Source organism: Cryobacterium sp. Y57 (genome assembly GCF_002929505.1).
Taxonomy (GTDB): domain Bacteria; phylum Actinomycetota; class Actinomycetes; order Actinomycetales; family Microbacteriaceae; genus Cryobacterium.
In genome coordinates, this window is the sequence record NZ_PJJL01000034.1 from 1 (window position 1) to 14706 (window position 14706).

The 14706-nt window shown below is 60.8% G+C and carries 21 protein-coding genes; 8 read left to right on the forward strand and 13 right to left on the reverse strand.

The features are described 5' to 3' along the window. Positions 1 to 340 precede the first annotated feature (340 nt). On the reverse strand, positions 341 to 1693 hold the full coding sequence (locus CXY72_RS00630; protein WP_104125804.1) for an MFS transporter: 1353 nt from the start codon (positions 1691 to 1693) through the stop codon (positions 341 to 343). 610 nt (positions 1694 to 2303) lie between these two features. On the opposite strand from CXY72_RS00630, the gene CXY72_RS00635 reads away from it, so the two are divergent. The 4 genes from CXY72_RS00635 to CXY72_RS00650 all read left to right on the forward strand — a co-directional run bounded on the left by CXY72_RS00635 (position 2304) and on the right by CXY72_RS00650 (position 4487). Beyond that, positions 2304 to 3371, forward strand: coding sequence for a YeeE/YedE family protein (locus tag CXY72_RS00635; RefSeq protein ID WP_233197569.1), 1068 nt, complete (start codon positions 2304 to 2306; stop codon positions 3369 to 3371). A gap of 61 nt (positions 3372 to 3432) precedes the next feature. Continuing rightward, on the forward strand, positions 3433 to 3660 hold the full coding sequence (locus CXY72_RS00640; RefSeq protein WP_104125805.1) for a sulfurtransferase TusA family protein: 228 nt from the start codon (positions 3433 to 3435) through the stop codon (positions 3658 to 3660). Positions 3661 to 3714: 54 nt separating this feature from the next. Further along, positions 3715 to 3846, forward strand: coding sequence for a hypothetical protein (locus tag CXY72_RS00645; RefSeq protein ID WP_370446181.1), 132 nt, complete (start codon positions 3715 to 3717; stop codon positions 3844 to 3846). Positions 3847 to 4070: 224 nt separating this feature from the next. After that, entirely contained in the window at positions 4071 to 4487 is a 417-nt protein-coding gene (locus tag CXY72_RS00650) for a hypothetical protein (protein ID WP_104125806.1), read from the forward strand. Between the two features lie 29 nt (positions 4488 to 4516). Here the strand turns inward: CXY72_RS00650 and CXY72_RS00655 are convergent, their stop codons facing one another. Next, complete coding sequence (locus tag CXY72_RS00655; protein ID WP_104125807.1) at positions 4517 to 5278, reverse strand: succinate dehydrogenase iron-sulfur subunit; 762 nt, start codon at positions 5276 to 5278, stop codon at positions 4517 to 4519. A gap of 214 nt (positions 5279 to 5492) precedes the next feature. Here CXY72_RS00655 and CXY72_RS19070 point away from each other — a divergent pair, with 214 nt between their 5' ends. Together CXY72_RS19070 and CXY72_RS00660 are read left to right on the forward strand one after the other, a co-directional pair. Beyond that, a complete protein-coding gene (locus tag CXY72_RS19070) occupies positions 5493 to 5750 on the forward strand; it encodes a hypothetical protein (RefSeq protein WP_146070982.1) in 258 nt (85 codons plus the stop codon). Then, positions 5747 to 6319 (forward strand): recombinase family protein, encoded by a 573-nt coding sequence (locus CXY72_RS00660; protein ID WP_104125808.1) that lies wholly within the window; start codon positions 5747 to 5749, stop codon positions 6317 to 6319. Before CXY72_RS19070 ends, CXY72_RS00660 begins: the two co-directional genes overlap by 4 nt. A gap of 571 nt (positions 6320 to 6890) precedes the next feature. On the opposite strand, the gene CXY72_RS20455 is transcribed toward CXY72_RS00660, so the two are convergent. The 7 genes from CXY72_RS20455 to CXY72_RS00695 all read right to left on the reverse strand — a co-directional run bounded on the left by CXY72_RS20455 (position 6891) and on the right by CXY72_RS00695 (position 11316). Next, the gene (locus CXY72_RS20455) at positions 6891 to 7076 is read right to left on the reverse strand and encodes an IS3 family transposase (RefSeq protein ID WP_146070985.1); all 186 of its coding nucleotides are present in this window, start codon (positions 7074 to 7076) and stop codon (positions 6891 to 6893) included. A gap of 47 nt (positions 7077 to 7123) precedes the next feature. After that, on the reverse strand, positions 7124 to 7351 hold the full coding sequence (locus CXY72_RS00670) for a DDE-type integrase/transposase/recombinase (protein WP_146070983.1): 228 nt from the start codon (positions 7349 to 7351) through the stop codon (positions 7124 to 7126). Positions 7352 to 7360: 9 nt separating this feature from the next. Next, positions 7361 to 7765: an IS3 family transposase gene (locus CXY72_RS00675; RefSeq protein WP_104125811.1), complete on the reverse strand. Its 405-nt coding sequence runs from the start codon at positions 7763 to 7765 to the stop codon at positions 7361 to 7363. After that, the gene (locus CXY72_RS00680) at positions 7765 to 8088 is read right to left on the reverse strand and encodes a transposase (RefSeq protein WP_104125812.1); all 324 of its coding nucleotides are present in this window, start codon (positions 8086 to 8088) and stop codon (positions 7765 to 7767) included. The genes CXY72_RS00675 and CXY72_RS00680 overlap by 1 nt, the downstream gene beginning before the upstream one ends. A gap of 66 nt (positions 8089 to 8154) precedes the next feature. Then, the gene (locus CXY72_RS00685) at positions 8155 to 9366 is read right to left on the reverse strand and encodes an IS4 family transposase (protein ID WP_104125819.1); all 1212 of its coding nucleotides are present in this window, start codon (positions 9364 to 9366) and stop codon (positions 8155 to 8157) included. Between the two features lie 343 nt (positions 9367 to 9709). Continuing rightward, positions 9710 to 10102, reverse strand: coding sequence for a CAP domain-containing protein (locus tag CXY72_RS00690; RefSeq protein ID WP_158252405.1), 393 nt, complete (start codon positions 10100 to 10102; stop codon positions 9710 to 9712). A 224-nt stretch (positions 10103 to 10326) separates the two neighbouring features. Further along, positions 10327 to 11316, reverse strand: a complete 990-nt coding sequence (locus CXY72_RS00695; RefSeq protein WP_199183892.1) for an ice-binding family protein — start codon at positions 11314 to 11316, stop codon at positions 10327 to 10329. 269 nt (positions 11317 to 11585) lie between these two features. On the opposite strand from CXY72_RS00695, the gene CXY72_RS00700 reads away from it, so the two are divergent. Next, complete coding sequence (locus CXY72_RS00700) at positions 11586 to 11852, forward strand: transposase domain-containing protein (RefSeq protein WP_104125814.1); 267 nt, start codon at positions 11586 to 11588, stop codon at positions 11850 to 11852. A 131-nt stretch (positions 11853 to 11983) separates the two neighbouring features. Here CXY72_RS00700 and CXY72_RS00705 read toward each other — a convergent pair whose 3' ends face one another. Beyond that, positions 11984 to 12175: a hypothetical protein gene (locus tag CXY72_RS00705; protein WP_104125815.1), complete on the reverse strand. Its 192-nt coding sequence runs from the start codon at positions 12173 to 12175 to the stop codon at positions 11984 to 11986. Positions 12176 to 12177: 2 nt separating this feature from the next. Then, on the reverse strand, positions 12178 to 12366 hold the full coding sequence (locus CXY72_RS00710; protein WP_158252407.1) for a hypothetical protein: 189 nt from the start codon (positions 12364 to 12366) through the stop codon (positions 12178 to 12180). 275 nt (positions 12367 to 12641) lie between these two features. Here CXY72_RS00710 and CXY72_RS00715 point away from each other — a divergent pair, with 275 nt between their 5' ends. After that, positions 12642 to 14090, forward strand: coding sequence for a catalase (locus CXY72_RS00715; RefSeq protein WP_104125817.1), 1449 nt, complete (start codon positions 12642 to 12644; stop codon positions 14088 to 14090). A 137-nt stretch (positions 14091 to 14227) separates the two neighbouring features. Here the strand turns inward: CXY72_RS00715 and CXY72_RS19405 are convergent, their stop codons facing one another. Further along, positions 14228 to 14371: an integrase core domain-containing protein gene (locus CXY72_RS19405; RefSeq protein WP_233197571.1), complete on the reverse strand. Its 144-nt coding sequence runs from the start codon at positions 14369 to 14371 to the stop codon at positions 14228 to 14230. A 23-nt stretch (positions 14372 to 14394) separates the two neighbouring features. Then, positions 14395 to 14706, reverse strand: a 312-nt coding sequence (locus CXY72_RS19410) for a DDE-type integrase/transposase/recombinase (RefSeq protein ID WP_158252409.1), incomplete at its 5' end; no start/stop codon positions are given.

The window sequence follows — 14706 nt, forward strand, 5'->3', positions numbered from 1 at the left end:
CACCATGAACAACCCCGTCGAGGTCATCGACGAGGCGGTGATTCTCCCCGAACTCGCTGCCGCCTAAACTAAACAAACTGATCCGCACGGTGACGAGGAATTACACCACCCAGCGGGACGTGACCCTCAGCTCATGGTGGGCTTTCGCAGTTTGGCCTGAATTCACGTGGCGTAAGCAAGAGTTAGCTGTTGGATTATTTCGGGTGCACTTTCATGAATGCCCACCGCTTCCCGGTTTAGGACATCAAAGTCCGAAACTATTGAGAGAGACAGGGGCGGCGTACAGAATGCCGACCTCTGGCGGCCTTTGCTCGACCAGATGGCTGGCGTCCATACTGTTTCAATCCTCGAGGGCTTCGCCCTGTTTTTCGGGGAGTCCGAAAGCGCTAAGGGCCGCAACTACGAAGAACATAGCAAACACCGCGAATAGGAGGCCTGTCCCGCCTGTTTCGCGAAGTGACAGCACGGCCAGCGGCGCCAGGATTGCGGCGATCCGCCCGATGCCGGCTGCCCATCCTGCCCCGGTGGCTCGGATGCGGGTGGGATAGAGCTCGGGAGTCACGGCATACAGCGCTCCCCATGCACCGAGGTTGAAGAAAGAGAGCAGCATGCCGGCGCCGATCACCTGAATGGTGTCTCCGGCAACTCCGAAAAGCGCCGCCGAGAGTGCCGAGCCGATGAGGAACATGGCGAGGGTCCGCCGCCGCCCCCACCGTTCAATCAGGTACGCCGAAGCAGCGTATCCCGGCAGTTGCGCCACGGTGATGATGAGCGTGTACGCGAAGGAGCGAACGAGGGAGAATCCCGACGCGACCAGGATGGTCGGAAGCCAGATAAAGGCGCCGTAGTAGGAGAAATTTACGCAGAACCAGACGAGCCACAACGCACTGGTTCGGCGACGCAGGCCAGGCGACCACAGCGCGGTGACGCGTGTTTTGGCCGCGGGAATGGTCAGCCTTGGACTCGTCGTCGCAGGCAGTGCCAAATCATCGGGTGTAGCGGTGACTCCAGCGGCCTTTTCGAAGCGTCGGACGGTCGACTCTGCCTCCTGGAAGCGGCCACGCGACTCGAGGAAACGAACCGACTCCGGCAGCCGCAGCCGCACGACCACCGCGTACACGGCCGGAGCCGCTCCAATAGCCAGCGCCCAGCGCCATCCGTCGGCCGAAGACGGTACAACGAGAAACCCGATCACGGCGGAAAGGGTCCAGCCGATGGCCCAGAACGATTCGAGGAAGACGATGATGCGGCCACGAATTCGTGGCGGCGCGAATTCGCTCACGAGCGTCGAGGCGACCGGAAGCTCACCGCCGAGACCGAGCCCTACGACGAATCGCCAGGCGATGAGTACGGCCACGGAACCGGACAATGCCGACGCTCCCGTCCCGACGCCGTAGACGAGCAGAGTGAGTGCGAAAACATGGCGTCGACCGATGCGGTCGGCCAGCAAACCGCCGAGGACAGCGCCAATGGCCATGCCGATGAACCCGGCAGATGCGATCCAGGACAGTTCCGCGTCTGTGGTATTCCATTGCACTGCCAATTGGGCTAGGACGAAGGAGATGAGCCCGACGTCCATCGCATCCAGGGCCCAGCCCAGGCCGGAACCCACGAGCATACTGCGGTGCTCCCGGGTGAACGGAAGCGCGTCTAATCGCTGGAATCGACTGGAACGTGCGCGAACTTCAGCCATCAGGTGTCCACTTCAGTGTTGGTGGCAATGCAGCAAACTGCAGGTGAAGCGTCCACCGGATAATCGAACTCTATTGCACGCCTTTCCCTCGCCTCCTCGCGGCGGGGATTGTTACGCCGTCGCGGGGCAGTCTGGGCCAGGTAGATTTCCACGGGAATCACACCGAACTGGATTTGGTCGCACTGCACCCAAATTCTATAAAAATTAGGCTCGTCGCGCCGCAACGTGGAGGCATCGAATCCGTGAACACGAAGATCAGATTCATCGCCCCGGTCGCCATCGATGCCGCCACCAAAGCCCCATCGCCCTGGCTAGCCTCAACCTCAGAGACAACGCATCCTCCCTCTCCAGCCGAAAATAACCCGCAACTGTGTAAGGAGAGCCAAAAAAAGATCGTTTTTTTGCGGGTTCATGCTGACGATGCGTAGCGCTTAACTTCGGAGCAGTCAGATGTGTCGTCTCACAGGGTCACCGAGCGACTTCTGCGGTGCTGATCCGACGATGAGTCGTAGCGTCGATAGGGTCTTCCTGACTTCGTGAAGGCCGCGACGAAGGGGGATACGACATGCTTCTCACCGGTTTGGGGTAGGGCATTGCCCTGGGCTTTGCGATGCAACGCGGTCGTTTCTGTGTCACCGGCAACACGCGCTGGCTTACGGCCTTTCTCATCGTGATCGCCGTGCAGAGCATCGGCGTCTTCACCCTGGACGCCGTCGGCGTAATCTCGCTGTCGTCCAGTGCCTTTCCCTGGCTCGCCACGGTTCTCGGCGCTTTCCTCTTCGGCTTCGCCATCGTGCTCGCAGGAAGCTGCGCCACGGGCACCTACTACCGGGCCGGTGAGAGCCTGGTAGGCAGCTGGCTGGCGTTGATCTTCTATGCACTGTTCTCCGCGATCTCGAAGACCGGCGTGCTGGCGACCGGGGTATCCGGCTTGCGCAGCGTGACGGTGGAAGCTTCAACCGTGCACGGGCTGCTTGGCGTCTCGCCCTGGCTCCTGATCGCCGTGCTGGCCAGCGCGGTTGGTTTGTTGACCCGGCATCACCTACGCAAACGCCCGGGAGCTCACCTGGCCACCCTGCCGCCCCGCAAACGCGGCATCGCCCACATCATCTTCGAGAAGCAGTGGGGCGAGTTCACGACCGCGCTCGTGATCGCCGCGCTGGCAATTCTGGCCTGGCCGCTGAGCTGGGCTACCGGCCGTGAAGCGGGTCTCGGAATCACCGGCCCGTCGTCAAACATCGTCAACTATTTCGTCAGCGGCGACGCTGAGGTCATCGACTGGGGTGTCTATCTGGTGATTGGAATCCTCACCGGCGCGTTCATTGCCGCCAAGGGCAGCGGAGAATTCCGTATTCGAATTCCGGATGCCGTCACCACCGTTCGCAGCATCGCCGGCGGAGCCCTCATGGGTATCAGCGCCAGCCTGGCTGGCGGTTGCACCATCGGCAATGCGATGGTCAACACGGCTTCCTTCCAGCTGCAAGGCTGGATGGCCTTCGGCTTTATGATCCTCGGAACCGGCGCCGCCACCCGGCTTTTCATCACCGGGCCATCCAAGGCCCGCTCTGCCCGCAATGCCGCGGCTCGGGAGGGGGCAGGGCAGGGAGCTGCAGCACCGGGCTCGCCCAGCCAGACGGCACCCGGCCACCGCACCGCACGGGTATCCGTTCGCCGCTAGCATCTATCGCCCGGCCCCACGTTCCAGTTCGACAATTCACCGCAAAATAAGGAGATTCACCATGGCAGTTCACGTACTTGAAACCGATGGTCAGGTCTGCCCGTTCCCTATCGTTGAGGCCAAGGAAGCCATTGCCCTGCTCGATCTGGGCGATGAGCTGGTCATCAATTTCGACTGCACCCAGGCGACGGATGCCTTGCCACGCTGGGCCGCGGAGGAAGGCTACCCGGTCACCAATTTTGACCGCGTCGGCGATGCCGCCTGGACCATCACCGTTCAGAAGACCTAACACTGCCGCTGCGCGATCCGAACCGCCAAGACTGAACGGCTCCAAACTTAGCGGATGTTTTCGTTCCATTACTACTTAGACCTCTGGGCGGCCTGGCTGGCAATCATCGGTTTCGCCGCCGTCATGGTCAACTTCGGCGTCGTGAACGTGTTCTCCAAGGGCGTGCACTCGTACTCGGGGTTGTAAACACTTCGCTCCCGCTCCGGCTGGGGACTCAACCCTTCGAAGAATTGATTAAAGCTCTTGCGGGTTGTTCGACGATTAACCTGGGTGCGGCCGCCAATCGTTGAGCTAAGCCGGCTGTCGCAGTGGTCTGTTCCATTGCGCGTGCTGGAACATTGGGTGGCCTCCGACCCAGCCAGCTTGCTGGAGTAGGTTTTAAGGATTGACTTCGCAAAGGATGGGCTGACGTGGTGAAGAATCGACTGAAGGATTACCGCTCGGCGCTAGAGACAGCGACGGAAGCGATTCGTGAGCTGTGCGAGCCAGTTTCCCCGCCTAAACGCACACTTGATTACCGGAACTACTTTTGCGCCAGAAACCTCGATAACAAGGCGGTCGTAGAGCGGAACGAGCCGCGTAGAGCTGCTTTTTACGCAGCTGTAGCCGAGTATTCCCGTGCCTATTCGGACATCTGGGACGAGTTGGAGGCCACCGGATATTCGTCGCGCGAGGCCGTGAGTATTAAGAAGGAAGTCTCTTACTTCCAAGATCTGGAAGAAGAGCTGAAGCGCGCAGCAGGTGACAGCGTCGCGCCAAAGACACCGCTTACTAGACGAACAGATCAACAGATCCACTTAGTCTTAGACCAGCCGCCGACACCGTGACCCAAGCGGCGCTGCCAGTTTGCTTGTGCTTACACCTTGCCGGTCAAGATGGCTTGTTTGACCTCGGCGATGGCCTGGGTCACTTTAATTCCCCGGGGGCAGGCGTCCGTGCAGTTGAAGGTCGTGCGGCAACGCCACACGCCCTCTTTGTCGTTGAGAATGTCGAGGCGCACTTGGGTACCATCGTCGCGTGAGTCGAAGATGAAGCGGTGTGCTGCAACGATCGCGGCCGGACCGAAGTACTGACCGTCGGTCCAGAACACCGGGCAGGCGGTAGTGCAGGCGGCACATAGAATGCACTTTGTGGAGTCGTCAAAGCGGGCGCGCTGGGCAACCGTCTGAATGCGCTCCTTGCCTTTTTCTGGCTTAACGCTGTTCATCATGAACGGCTGCATTTCCTTGAAGGAGTCGAAGAACGGCTCCATGTCAACGATGAGGTCCTTTTCCAGAGGCAGGCCCTTGATGGCCTCCACGTAGATGGGCTTCATGACGTCGAGGTCCTTCATGAGCGTCTTGCAGGCGAGACGGTTGCGGCCGTTGATGCGCATGGCATCCGAGCCGCAGACGCCGTGGGCGCAGGAACGACGGAAGGTCAACGAGCCATCCTGTTCCCACTTGATCTTGTGCAGCGCGTCGAGCAGGCGGTCGGTCGGGTAGAGCTGCACGTCGAAGTCCTGCCAGTGCGGTTCTTCGTCGACCTCCGGGTTGAACCGGCGCACAATGATCGTGGCGGTGAACGGCTTGATTTTTTCGGGGATGATGGGTTTGTTATCGATCGTGGCTGTGCTCATTAATACTTCCTTTCCCTCGGTGGTCGTGCGTGATCGTGACCGGGGAGCGATTTGTTTTCCATAAATAGATTGGGTCCAAGGAACCGTGCGGTTTGCACTGTTACGAAGACTTGCACTCGTAGACGACCACCGCTGTCCTCCTAAAACAGGCTATCTGCTTTAATCGCTCGCGCGCCGGTCGGCAACGACAGGACGCAACCGTGAAGATCGTCGCGTGAGATACCTGCAGTTCGTCCTGGCCGGCGAACGAGACTGCGAGATCGTCACCGATCTGCTGCGGACTCCAGTTCTTCCGTCAGCGTTCCTTAACGACAGCGGCAAGCTGCCGGTCATCGAGCTTGCTTGGTTTGCGTCGGCACGCTTAGATCTCACACCGCAGCGAGTCACGGAATTACGCGGCGAGTTTTGTAGTGTTCGCCGTGTACGCGCCTCTGTAACTCGCTACCGGGTTGGTGATGCGTCGGTGGTATGAAAATTGGATACAGCCGGGTCTCCACGCGGAACCAGTACTCCGAAGCCCAACACGATGCCCTGACTGGGACCGGCAGCGAACAGGCCTGCCTCGATACTGCCTCGGGAAAACTCGCCCGCCGGCCCGAACTCGTCAAAGCTTTACTCTCAGCCAACCGGACTGGCGATCAGCTCGCCGTGACCAAACTCGACCGGCTGGGCAGGCCACTGGAAAACCTCAACGAATTATCCAACACCTTCGAGGCACGGGGCGTTGACTTGGTGGTCTCGAACCAAGGCATCGACACGTCTCTCATCACCAGACGGATGTTCTTCCAGATCCTCGGCTCGATCGCCGAGTTCCAGCACGCATTGATGTCCGCACGAACCCGCGCGGGACTCGCCGCGGCTCAGGCCCGCGAGCGAACCGGCGTGCAGAAACCCAAACTTGGACGCCACCAGGTCAGACTGGCCTGCGACACGTATGAAGAGAAAAACGCCGACGGCAAGCGAGCCCGCACCATCCAGCACATAGCCGAGGAATTCGACGCCACCCGGCCCACGATCTATCGACACCTGGCGAAACCCTGAGCCGCGGTCCGTCCACCGTGGCACGAGAAGAGTGCGTCCCGGCCTGACTCGATGCAATGATCGGCGAGGACGGCGTCATGCTCTCCGGCAGTGAACGCTAGCGTCTCGCGTTCGCGGAGGTACTGCTTGCTTTCCGCGTCGATCCTGCTGCTCGACGGGACGATGATGAGGAGACGCGTGGCGCGATCGACGGGGTCGAGGACACCACTGCGACGAAGCGGGCTGGCTCTCTCCCAGGGACTGTTGCGCCAGCTGTATTTCCTCATGTTTGAATCCCGTGACCTGCACAGGATGCATGCTTATTCTGTGCGCGTGAGGCTCGTCATACTGCTGCAACCGTTACGAGTGTTAGGTTTTTTCTCACTTATCCTTAGTACCGTTCAGTTAAATGCTCGAATGTGATTTCTGGTTTGTTGCGGGGTTGTGGCCAATGTGCGTGGTGGAGGCGTTTGGCGGGTCATTCCGAGACCTTGCCATTGATGACTCGAGGGTTTGACCGTCGGCGAGCGGGATTCAGCCGTCGGATGGGGTCGAGTACGCACTGGCTTTGACCCCGGAGAGTGGACACGGGTTAAGCGGCGAGTTGGATCTCTGCGGCCTGTGACGAGTATCGCAGCTCGAAGTCCACAGGCGTGACATGCCCGATCGAGGAGCGGCGACGGCGACGGTTGTAGCGGTCCTCGATCCACATCGCGACGTCTCGGATTGCTCGGGCCCGGGTGGGCCAGATCCGACTGTAGTAAAACTCGGTTTTCAGCGTCGCTCAGAAGCTCTCGGCCATCGCGTTGTCCCAGCAAATACCGGTCAATCCCATCGAGCGAGTGATGCCATGTGCCAAAGCGAAGTCTGCGATCTGTGCCGAGGCGTATTGGGTGCCGCGGTCGCTGTGAAAATCACGGTCGCCCGGCGGTCCCCACGCAGCACCATGGCCATCTTGAGGGCGTCCTGGATGAGGCCGGTGCGCATGTGATCGGCGATAGCCCAGCCGATGACGCGGCGGCTGTGGGCGTCGACGACGGTCGCCAAATACACCCAGCCCTCCTACGTCCTCAAATAGGTAATATCGCCGACCCAGACCTGGTTCAGCGCCCCAGTGTCCCACTGCCGTTTTACGGCGTCCACTGGGTAGGCGTCAGCGTGGTCGATGATCGTGGTCGTCTTCCATTTCTTCGGGCAGATCCCCGCCAAACCCAGGCGTTTCATGGTCCTGGCCACCGTTTTGCGGGAGATGATCTCCCCGTCTGCGCGCAGGTCGACGAGGATCCGCGAGGCCCCGTAGACCTCGTCAGAATCGCCATGGAAAAAGGCGACTTTCTGTTCGATGAGTTCCCGCCGGATCGCCGCCGGCGAGGGTGCGCGGTCGATCCACGCATAGTAGCCAGAGCGGGAGACCTCAAGGAGGCGGACCATGCGGGTGATGGTGAAGTTGGTCTTCTCCGCCAGCATCAGTTCGAACGCTTGCCGTTCGTATCCGAGGCTTCCTGGGCGAAGAAGATGGACGCTTTTTTTAGAAACGCCCTGTCCATCTTCAGATCCGCGTTTTCCTTCCGCAGCCGCAGCAGCTCGGCCCTCTCGGACTCCGTCACCTCGGCTTGTCCGGTCTCGTTGCGGGCCTTGAACGCCATCACCCACCGGCCCAACGTGGCCTCGTTGATACCGAGCTCGCGGGCGACGGTTGCGACCGCTTTGCCGGTGGTGACGACCAGCTTCACGGCCTCGTCTTTGTACTCAGGGGTGAAGTCCCGACGTGATCTTGCCATAGTGAACATTCTCTCTTGTGAGGTGTCCACACAACAGGGCCAGGGCCCACACTGTGCCAGGTGGCCGTGGGGTGATCAGGGCGTGGAGGGGGGGAAAGCGCCCTGACCGACTGAGCGGCGGGCGATGCGAAGTGCGGCGACGAAGGAAACCCGGTCAGGGTCCCGGCGTGCGTGTTGGGCGACGTCGGCCATGAGAGTGCGGATCGCGTAGTGGCAGCACAGGTGGCCCCAGATTTCCTGTTTGACCAGGTCGGGAGATTTGGATCGCATCACCATGTGCGGGCCGCGCTGGTGGGTTTTCAATTCGTCAAACACCGACTCAATCTCCCACCGTTCGGAATACACCGTGGCGAGTTCTTCGGCCGAAGCCTCGGCCGGATCCAGGATCGTGGTCAGCACTCGGTAGGAGTCAGAATTGTCGTGCCCGTTGTTGATCGTGTAGTCCACGACGCGAACCGTCAACGGTGTTGTCGACTGCCGTCCCGTGCCGGAGGTCGGGATGATCGTCGCCAGCCAGGACCCGTCAGCGAGGGGCTCCTGATGCCGGAGGCGGAGGTTCGTCTTGACCCGCCAGAGCAGGTCAGCTCCCGTCGCTGCTGCTTGTGCCCACAGCTGGAAGCCGTAGAAGCCGCGGTCGGCCAGAACCAGCATGCCCGGTGTGAAACGGCCGGCGAGCTCACGGGAGAGTTCAATTTCTGACGTCGTGCACGGGCCCATCACCGCGTCCAGAATGGCATGCGTTCCGCACTCAGCTAATGCGACCAACCGTGCCTGCGGAAAAGCAGATTGCTCCCTGCGACTGACCGGTGGCCGGCCAAAGAACTCAGCGTTTACGACGCTGTTGGCCAGATCCAGGATTGTTCCATCGATGGACATCACACGGCGCCCTGCCAACCAGGACCCCGGAGTGTCAGGCTCGGCCAGCGGCTGTGCGACGCGGGTAAACAGGTCCCGGACCGGTTCAAACCCCAGCCGTCGACGCGCCTGAAAAATGGCCGACTTCGACGGCGGTGCGTACGTCTCGCACCATCCAGACGACCACGACAGCCCATCCGTCAGCTGAGCATACACATCCTCGTAGGACGCTTCCGTATACAGCCCCATCCCAATCGCGAAATACGCCATCACCCGAGCCGGCAACGCCCGGTTACGCTGCTCAGTTCGCCCCGCCGCGCTGACCACCTCGTCAATGACATTTGCCGGAAAGACGCGAGTCAACAAACCCACCGATACCAAATCCGACAAGCGTCGATCCGAGACCGGCTTTACCCAACCTGTACGCGCCACAACCACAACGTAACACGAGAATAATTAACTGAACGGTATTAGAACGATGCTACACAGCCGTGCCAGCCCATGCTTGGTCAAGGCCGCATCTAGCTGCCGGCGGGCAATGGCCCGTGACCAGCTAACCTCGCCGACAGGCCCTGGCTCGGAGATCTCACCCGTGCCCTTCTTAGACGCCGACGCATGGGCGCGCCCTTGCTTCCTTGTGACCTCCGTGCGTGCAGATAAGGACAACTCATAACCCATCCCTCCAGCACGTCAAAGTGCCCGAGGCGGAGCCAGCGATTTCGCGAGCACTTCCCAAATCGAGAGCTCATCGTCGCCAACCCGAATCAGCAAAGTCTCAACCGACGAAGTCTTGGGTGACCCACCATGTTCCGTTAGTGTCGCGGTAGGCTCCGATGCCCACAGCGGTAAAACGGCAATCGAGGATGTTGGCCGCGTGCGGCGGCGAGGCCATGAAGGCCGTGAACATCGTGTCCGCGTCTTGGCGGCTATTCATGCCAACGTTCTCGCCGACGGTGCGGACGCTACAACTGCTCAGGATGGGCTCCAAATTCTGGTGCGATAACGAGCCGTTGCCGGCCATGACCGGCGACCACCGGTTGGCGAAACCGTCCGGGCATTCGCGCAGCGTCAACGGCGCGATCCCGGCCCCCATGCGGCGGGCGTTGATAAGCGACAACATCCGCAGTTCGTAGGCCGCCGCACTATCGAGCGTCGACAATTGTTGCATCGCGCTGATAGACGGCGTTGTCCTGTCTCCTGGCGAGGCTACGACTCGGCTAGCTGCATCAGACTCGTCCCGTGTGTAGCCGGATCCCGCTGCGAACAGTATTGCTAACAAGACAACGGCAAGCATTAGGGTGACGCAGATCCGGTTGAAGTGCATGAGCGGTCCGTTCTGTACGGCTGATTCCTTAGAGGTTAGCGGTCAAGGTGCGAATCGAGCCACCCGTCTCATTCGGACTGCCGCAGGCCCCCGGAGCGTTTCCGGGCACGCCCAACAACGAGAAGCAAGCCCCCGAGGATGAGCAGCACGGCGCCCAGGGCGAGTTGTCGGCTGAGCAACGGGCTGACGCCGGTAGCGGCGAGGTGGAATTCGGTGCCCGCGACCGCACCGGTGGGTGCCGTCTCCGTACCAGGTGCTGCCTCCGCATCGGTGCCCGCGACCGCACCGGTGGGTGCCGTCTCCGTACCAGGTGCCGTGTCCGCACCGGTGCCCGCGACCGCACCGGTGGGTGCCGTCTCCGTATCAGGTGCCGTCTCCGTACCAGTGTTGCAGCCCGGCATGGTGAAGACATTGTTGTTCAGGGTGACCTCGCCGTTGCGTGCCAGTGCACGGCCCTCGACTACCGTGCTCGTGTTCACCGCGATCGACGTCAGCGCCATGATCGTCCCCTTGAAGGAGGACGCCGTGCCCAACGTCGCGGAAGTACCAACTTGCCAGTATACGTTGCAAGCCTGGGCGCCGTTGAGTATGGTGACGCTGCTGGCCGAGGCGGTGATCAGGGTGGAGGCGATCTGGAAGATGAAGACCGCGTTCGGGTCGCCTTGGCCGTCCAGCGTCAGGGTTCCACTTAACGCGAGCGGGCCGGTGGACTTGTAGACGCCAGCGGTCAACGTTCGTCCAACTAAATCGTCGGCGACGCCAGCGGTCGGAGCTCGACCGGCGGCGTCGTCGTAGGCGATCAACAAATCGGACTGTGCCTGCGCAGCCTGCGCGTCGGCGGCGTGCTTGGTTCCGCGATAAAGACCAGGGGGAAACCCCGGGATCGAGGTGCCGGGGCTGACCCCGAGATCCCCGCCAAGGACGCTGGAGCCGGTGTTGGTGACTGCCTGCCCGCCTAGCACCGCGTAGGTGCCCACTGTGCCCAGCCCCACCGGTGCCTCGGCGGCGTATGCCGGCGGCGGAACGGACTGCATACCCGCCAGCAGCACGGCGCTCATCACTGCGGCGATTCCTACGACTGCGGTCCACCTTGTGTGCCTTAGCCCTCGGTCAGATCTACTCCGATCAACATTGTTATCCAATATTCTGCCTTCCGTCGATTGAAGGCCGCCCCTCGGCGGGATTCTCTGTCAATAAACTCTGGCCCCTACTTCACTCCAATTACAAGGCTCTTCCCTCAAACGCAATACCGTTCAATTAGGGTTCCTTTGCGTAGTTTTTGGGTCTGCCTCGTACTGGTTGGAAAAAGCCTGAGTCGGATCGCCGGTTGTCGGATCTGGTCTCCATCGGTGTCATGACGACGGTGTTCACACCGGGTGTTGTCGATGAGGTGATCGCCTCGTGTGGTCGCACGGAGAAGCGTCGTCGTTCGCTGCCGATAAAATCGATGGCGTATTATGCGACGGGAATGGCGCTACATTCAGATGAGTCCTATGAGGACGTGTTTGCGGCGATCTCGGATGGGTCGGCGTGGGCGGATCGGGCCGAGCACACACCGAAGTTAGCTCTCCGGGCGGCGAGGGTGCGGCTCTAACCGGCCCGCACAATCACGGCGCCCTAAGCGTCGCGGCGAGCGAGGATCGGAGACAACCCCGTTCTGCTTGGTACTGCCGACGAATTCACGCAGCAGGTCTGTTTCGCTGCGCACGTTGGCCTCGACCACGATCATGTTCGGGTGGACGTGCACGACAGCACCCATCCAGGCGGCAGATCGTTGTGCAGGTGAGCCGGGTATTTGTCGATTTCTTTGATGAGCATCCGCTCAGGCTGGTAACCAAGATCGATCATGCGGTCCGCCGGAGTGGCCCCGAGGGAGGCGCGGCGCGCGGATGCTTCGCCGCGAACGCCGGCAACCATGCCTAGCGATAATGCCAGGCGGACAGACGAGTGTTGCCGGTGGCGATCACATATCCCGTCATCCAGTCGCCCGTGTCGACGATGAACGCCAGTTCGGGTTCGATAGCCCGGTATGGTCCGGCGAAGATGTCTAATATCACGTTGTTGTTCATGTGGAGGCGGGTTGCGTCTCCGCCGCTTGTGTCCGTCATCACGCACGCCCGGTATGCGTTGCCCCGGTCGGTCGGATGGTATCGACGAATGACGGGCATTGCTCCATCATGTCTAATGCGGGCGCCAGTAGTCCTCGCTTTCGTGAGTGCTTCCCCGCGCCTGTCCTTGACGGCGCTCAAATAAAGGAGTGGTATGGGGTGACTGCTTTCACGTGGTGATCGCCGTCAACTGACAGCGTCACGACATGACCGGAACAGGTTGCATCGATTCCGGAGGCTTCCGCGAATACATCGCCCAATGGACGGAAAATACAATGTCAGGTAAGAACTTCACGACAAACAATGCCGGTATCCCGGTAGCCAGCGACGAACACTCGTTGACGGTTGGCCCGGACGGTCCGATCCTCCTGCAAGATCACTACGCCATCGAGAAGATGGCGCAGTTCAATCGCGAACGTGTGCCTGAGCGGCAACCTCATGCCAAGGGCGGTGGAGCGTTCGGCCACTTCGAGGTGACGAATGACGTCAGCGCATATACGAAGGCCGATCTTTTCCAGCCTGGACGTAAGACCGACCTGCTCATCAGGTTCTCCACGGTGGCGGGCGAGCGTGGAAGCCCCGACACGTGGCGGGACCCGCGTGGATTCGCCATCAAGTTCTACACCGAGGAGGGCAACTATGACATGGTCGGCAACAACACCCCGATCTTCTTCATGCGTGATCCGATGAAGTTCATGGACTTTATTCGCTCGCAGAAACGCCGCGCGGACACCAACCTGCGTGACAACAATATGCAGTGGGACTACTGGAGCCTCTCACCGGAATCTGCGCATCAAGTCATTTGGCTGATGGGCGACCGCGGCATCCCGCATACCTGGCGGAACATGGACGGTTTCTCCAGCCACACGTACATGTGGGTCAACGCGGCAGGTGAGCAGTTCTGGGTGCGCTATCACTTCAAAACTAACCAGGGTATTGAGTTCTTCACCCAGTCTGAAGCGGACGCGATGGCCGGAACGGATGGGGATTTCCACACCCGTGACCTTCACAACGCCGTTGAGCGCGGCGACTACCCGAGCTGGACCCTGAAAATACAGATCATGCCCTTTGAGGCCGCCAACGATTACCGATTCAACCCGTTCGATATCACCAAGATTATCTCCCAGAAGGATTACCCGCTGATTGAGGTGGGTCACATGACACTTGACCGCAACCCGAGTGACTATCACACGGAGATCGAGCAGGCGGCGTTCGAGGTGAGCAACATGGTGCCGGGGATCGGTCCGAGCCCTGACAAAATGTTGCTCGGCCGGATGTTCGCGTATCCGGATGCGCACCGGGCGCGGATCGGCACCAACTACAACGAGTTACCGGTCAATGCCCCGCACAACGAGGTCCGATCCTATTCCAAAGACGGCCACATGCGGCATCACAACCCAGGGGACCCGACTTACGTGCCTAACTCACAAGGCGGACCGAGCGCGGACGCGGAGCGCTTCGGTGAGCCGGCCGGATGGCACAACGACGGTGACATGGTGCGTGCGGCCGCCACGCTGCACGCAGAGGACGACGATTGGGGCCAAGCTGGGACTCTGGTCCGCGACATAATGGACGACGCTGCCCGGGAGCGGCTGGTTAGCAACATCGTAGGCCAACTTCTCAACGGTGTCAGCGAACCGGTCCTGCTTCGTACCTTCGAGTACTTGCACAACGTGGACAGTACCCTGGGCGACAGAGTTGAGCACGGTGTGCGCGCCGGATAAAACCATCCGTTCACAAACTGTTGCTCATGCAGACAATTGTTCTGGCCTTGCCCCCGGTTAGTGGACACGGGTTAAGCGGCGAGTTGAACTTCCGCGGTGTCTGACGAGCGCTGCAGTTCGAAGTCGACTGGGCTGATCTACCCGATCGAGGAGTGCCGGCGTCGACGGTTGTAGCGATTCTCGATCCAGGCTCCGACTTCCCGGGTGGCGCGGTCGCGAACGGGCCGAACACGGCGGTAGTAGAACTCTGTTTTCAGCGTCGCGAAGAAGCTCTCAGCCACCGAGTTATCCCAGCAAATACCGGTCAATCCCATCGAGCGAGTGATGCCATTCTTGATCGCGAACGCGGTGATCTGAGCCGAGGCATATTGGGTGCCGCGGCCGCTGTGGAAGATGACGTGCCTGGCCTCTCTCCGCGCAGTGTCATGGCCATCATGAGGGCATCCTGGATCAGGTCGGTCCTCATATGGGTGGCGATGGCCCAGCCGATCACTCGGCGGCTGTGGGCGTCGATCACGGTCGCCAAGTAGACGCATCCCTCCCACGTCCTCAGGTAGGTGATGTCGCCCACCCAGACCTGGTTCAGCGCCCCGGTGTCCCATTCTCGTTTGACCGC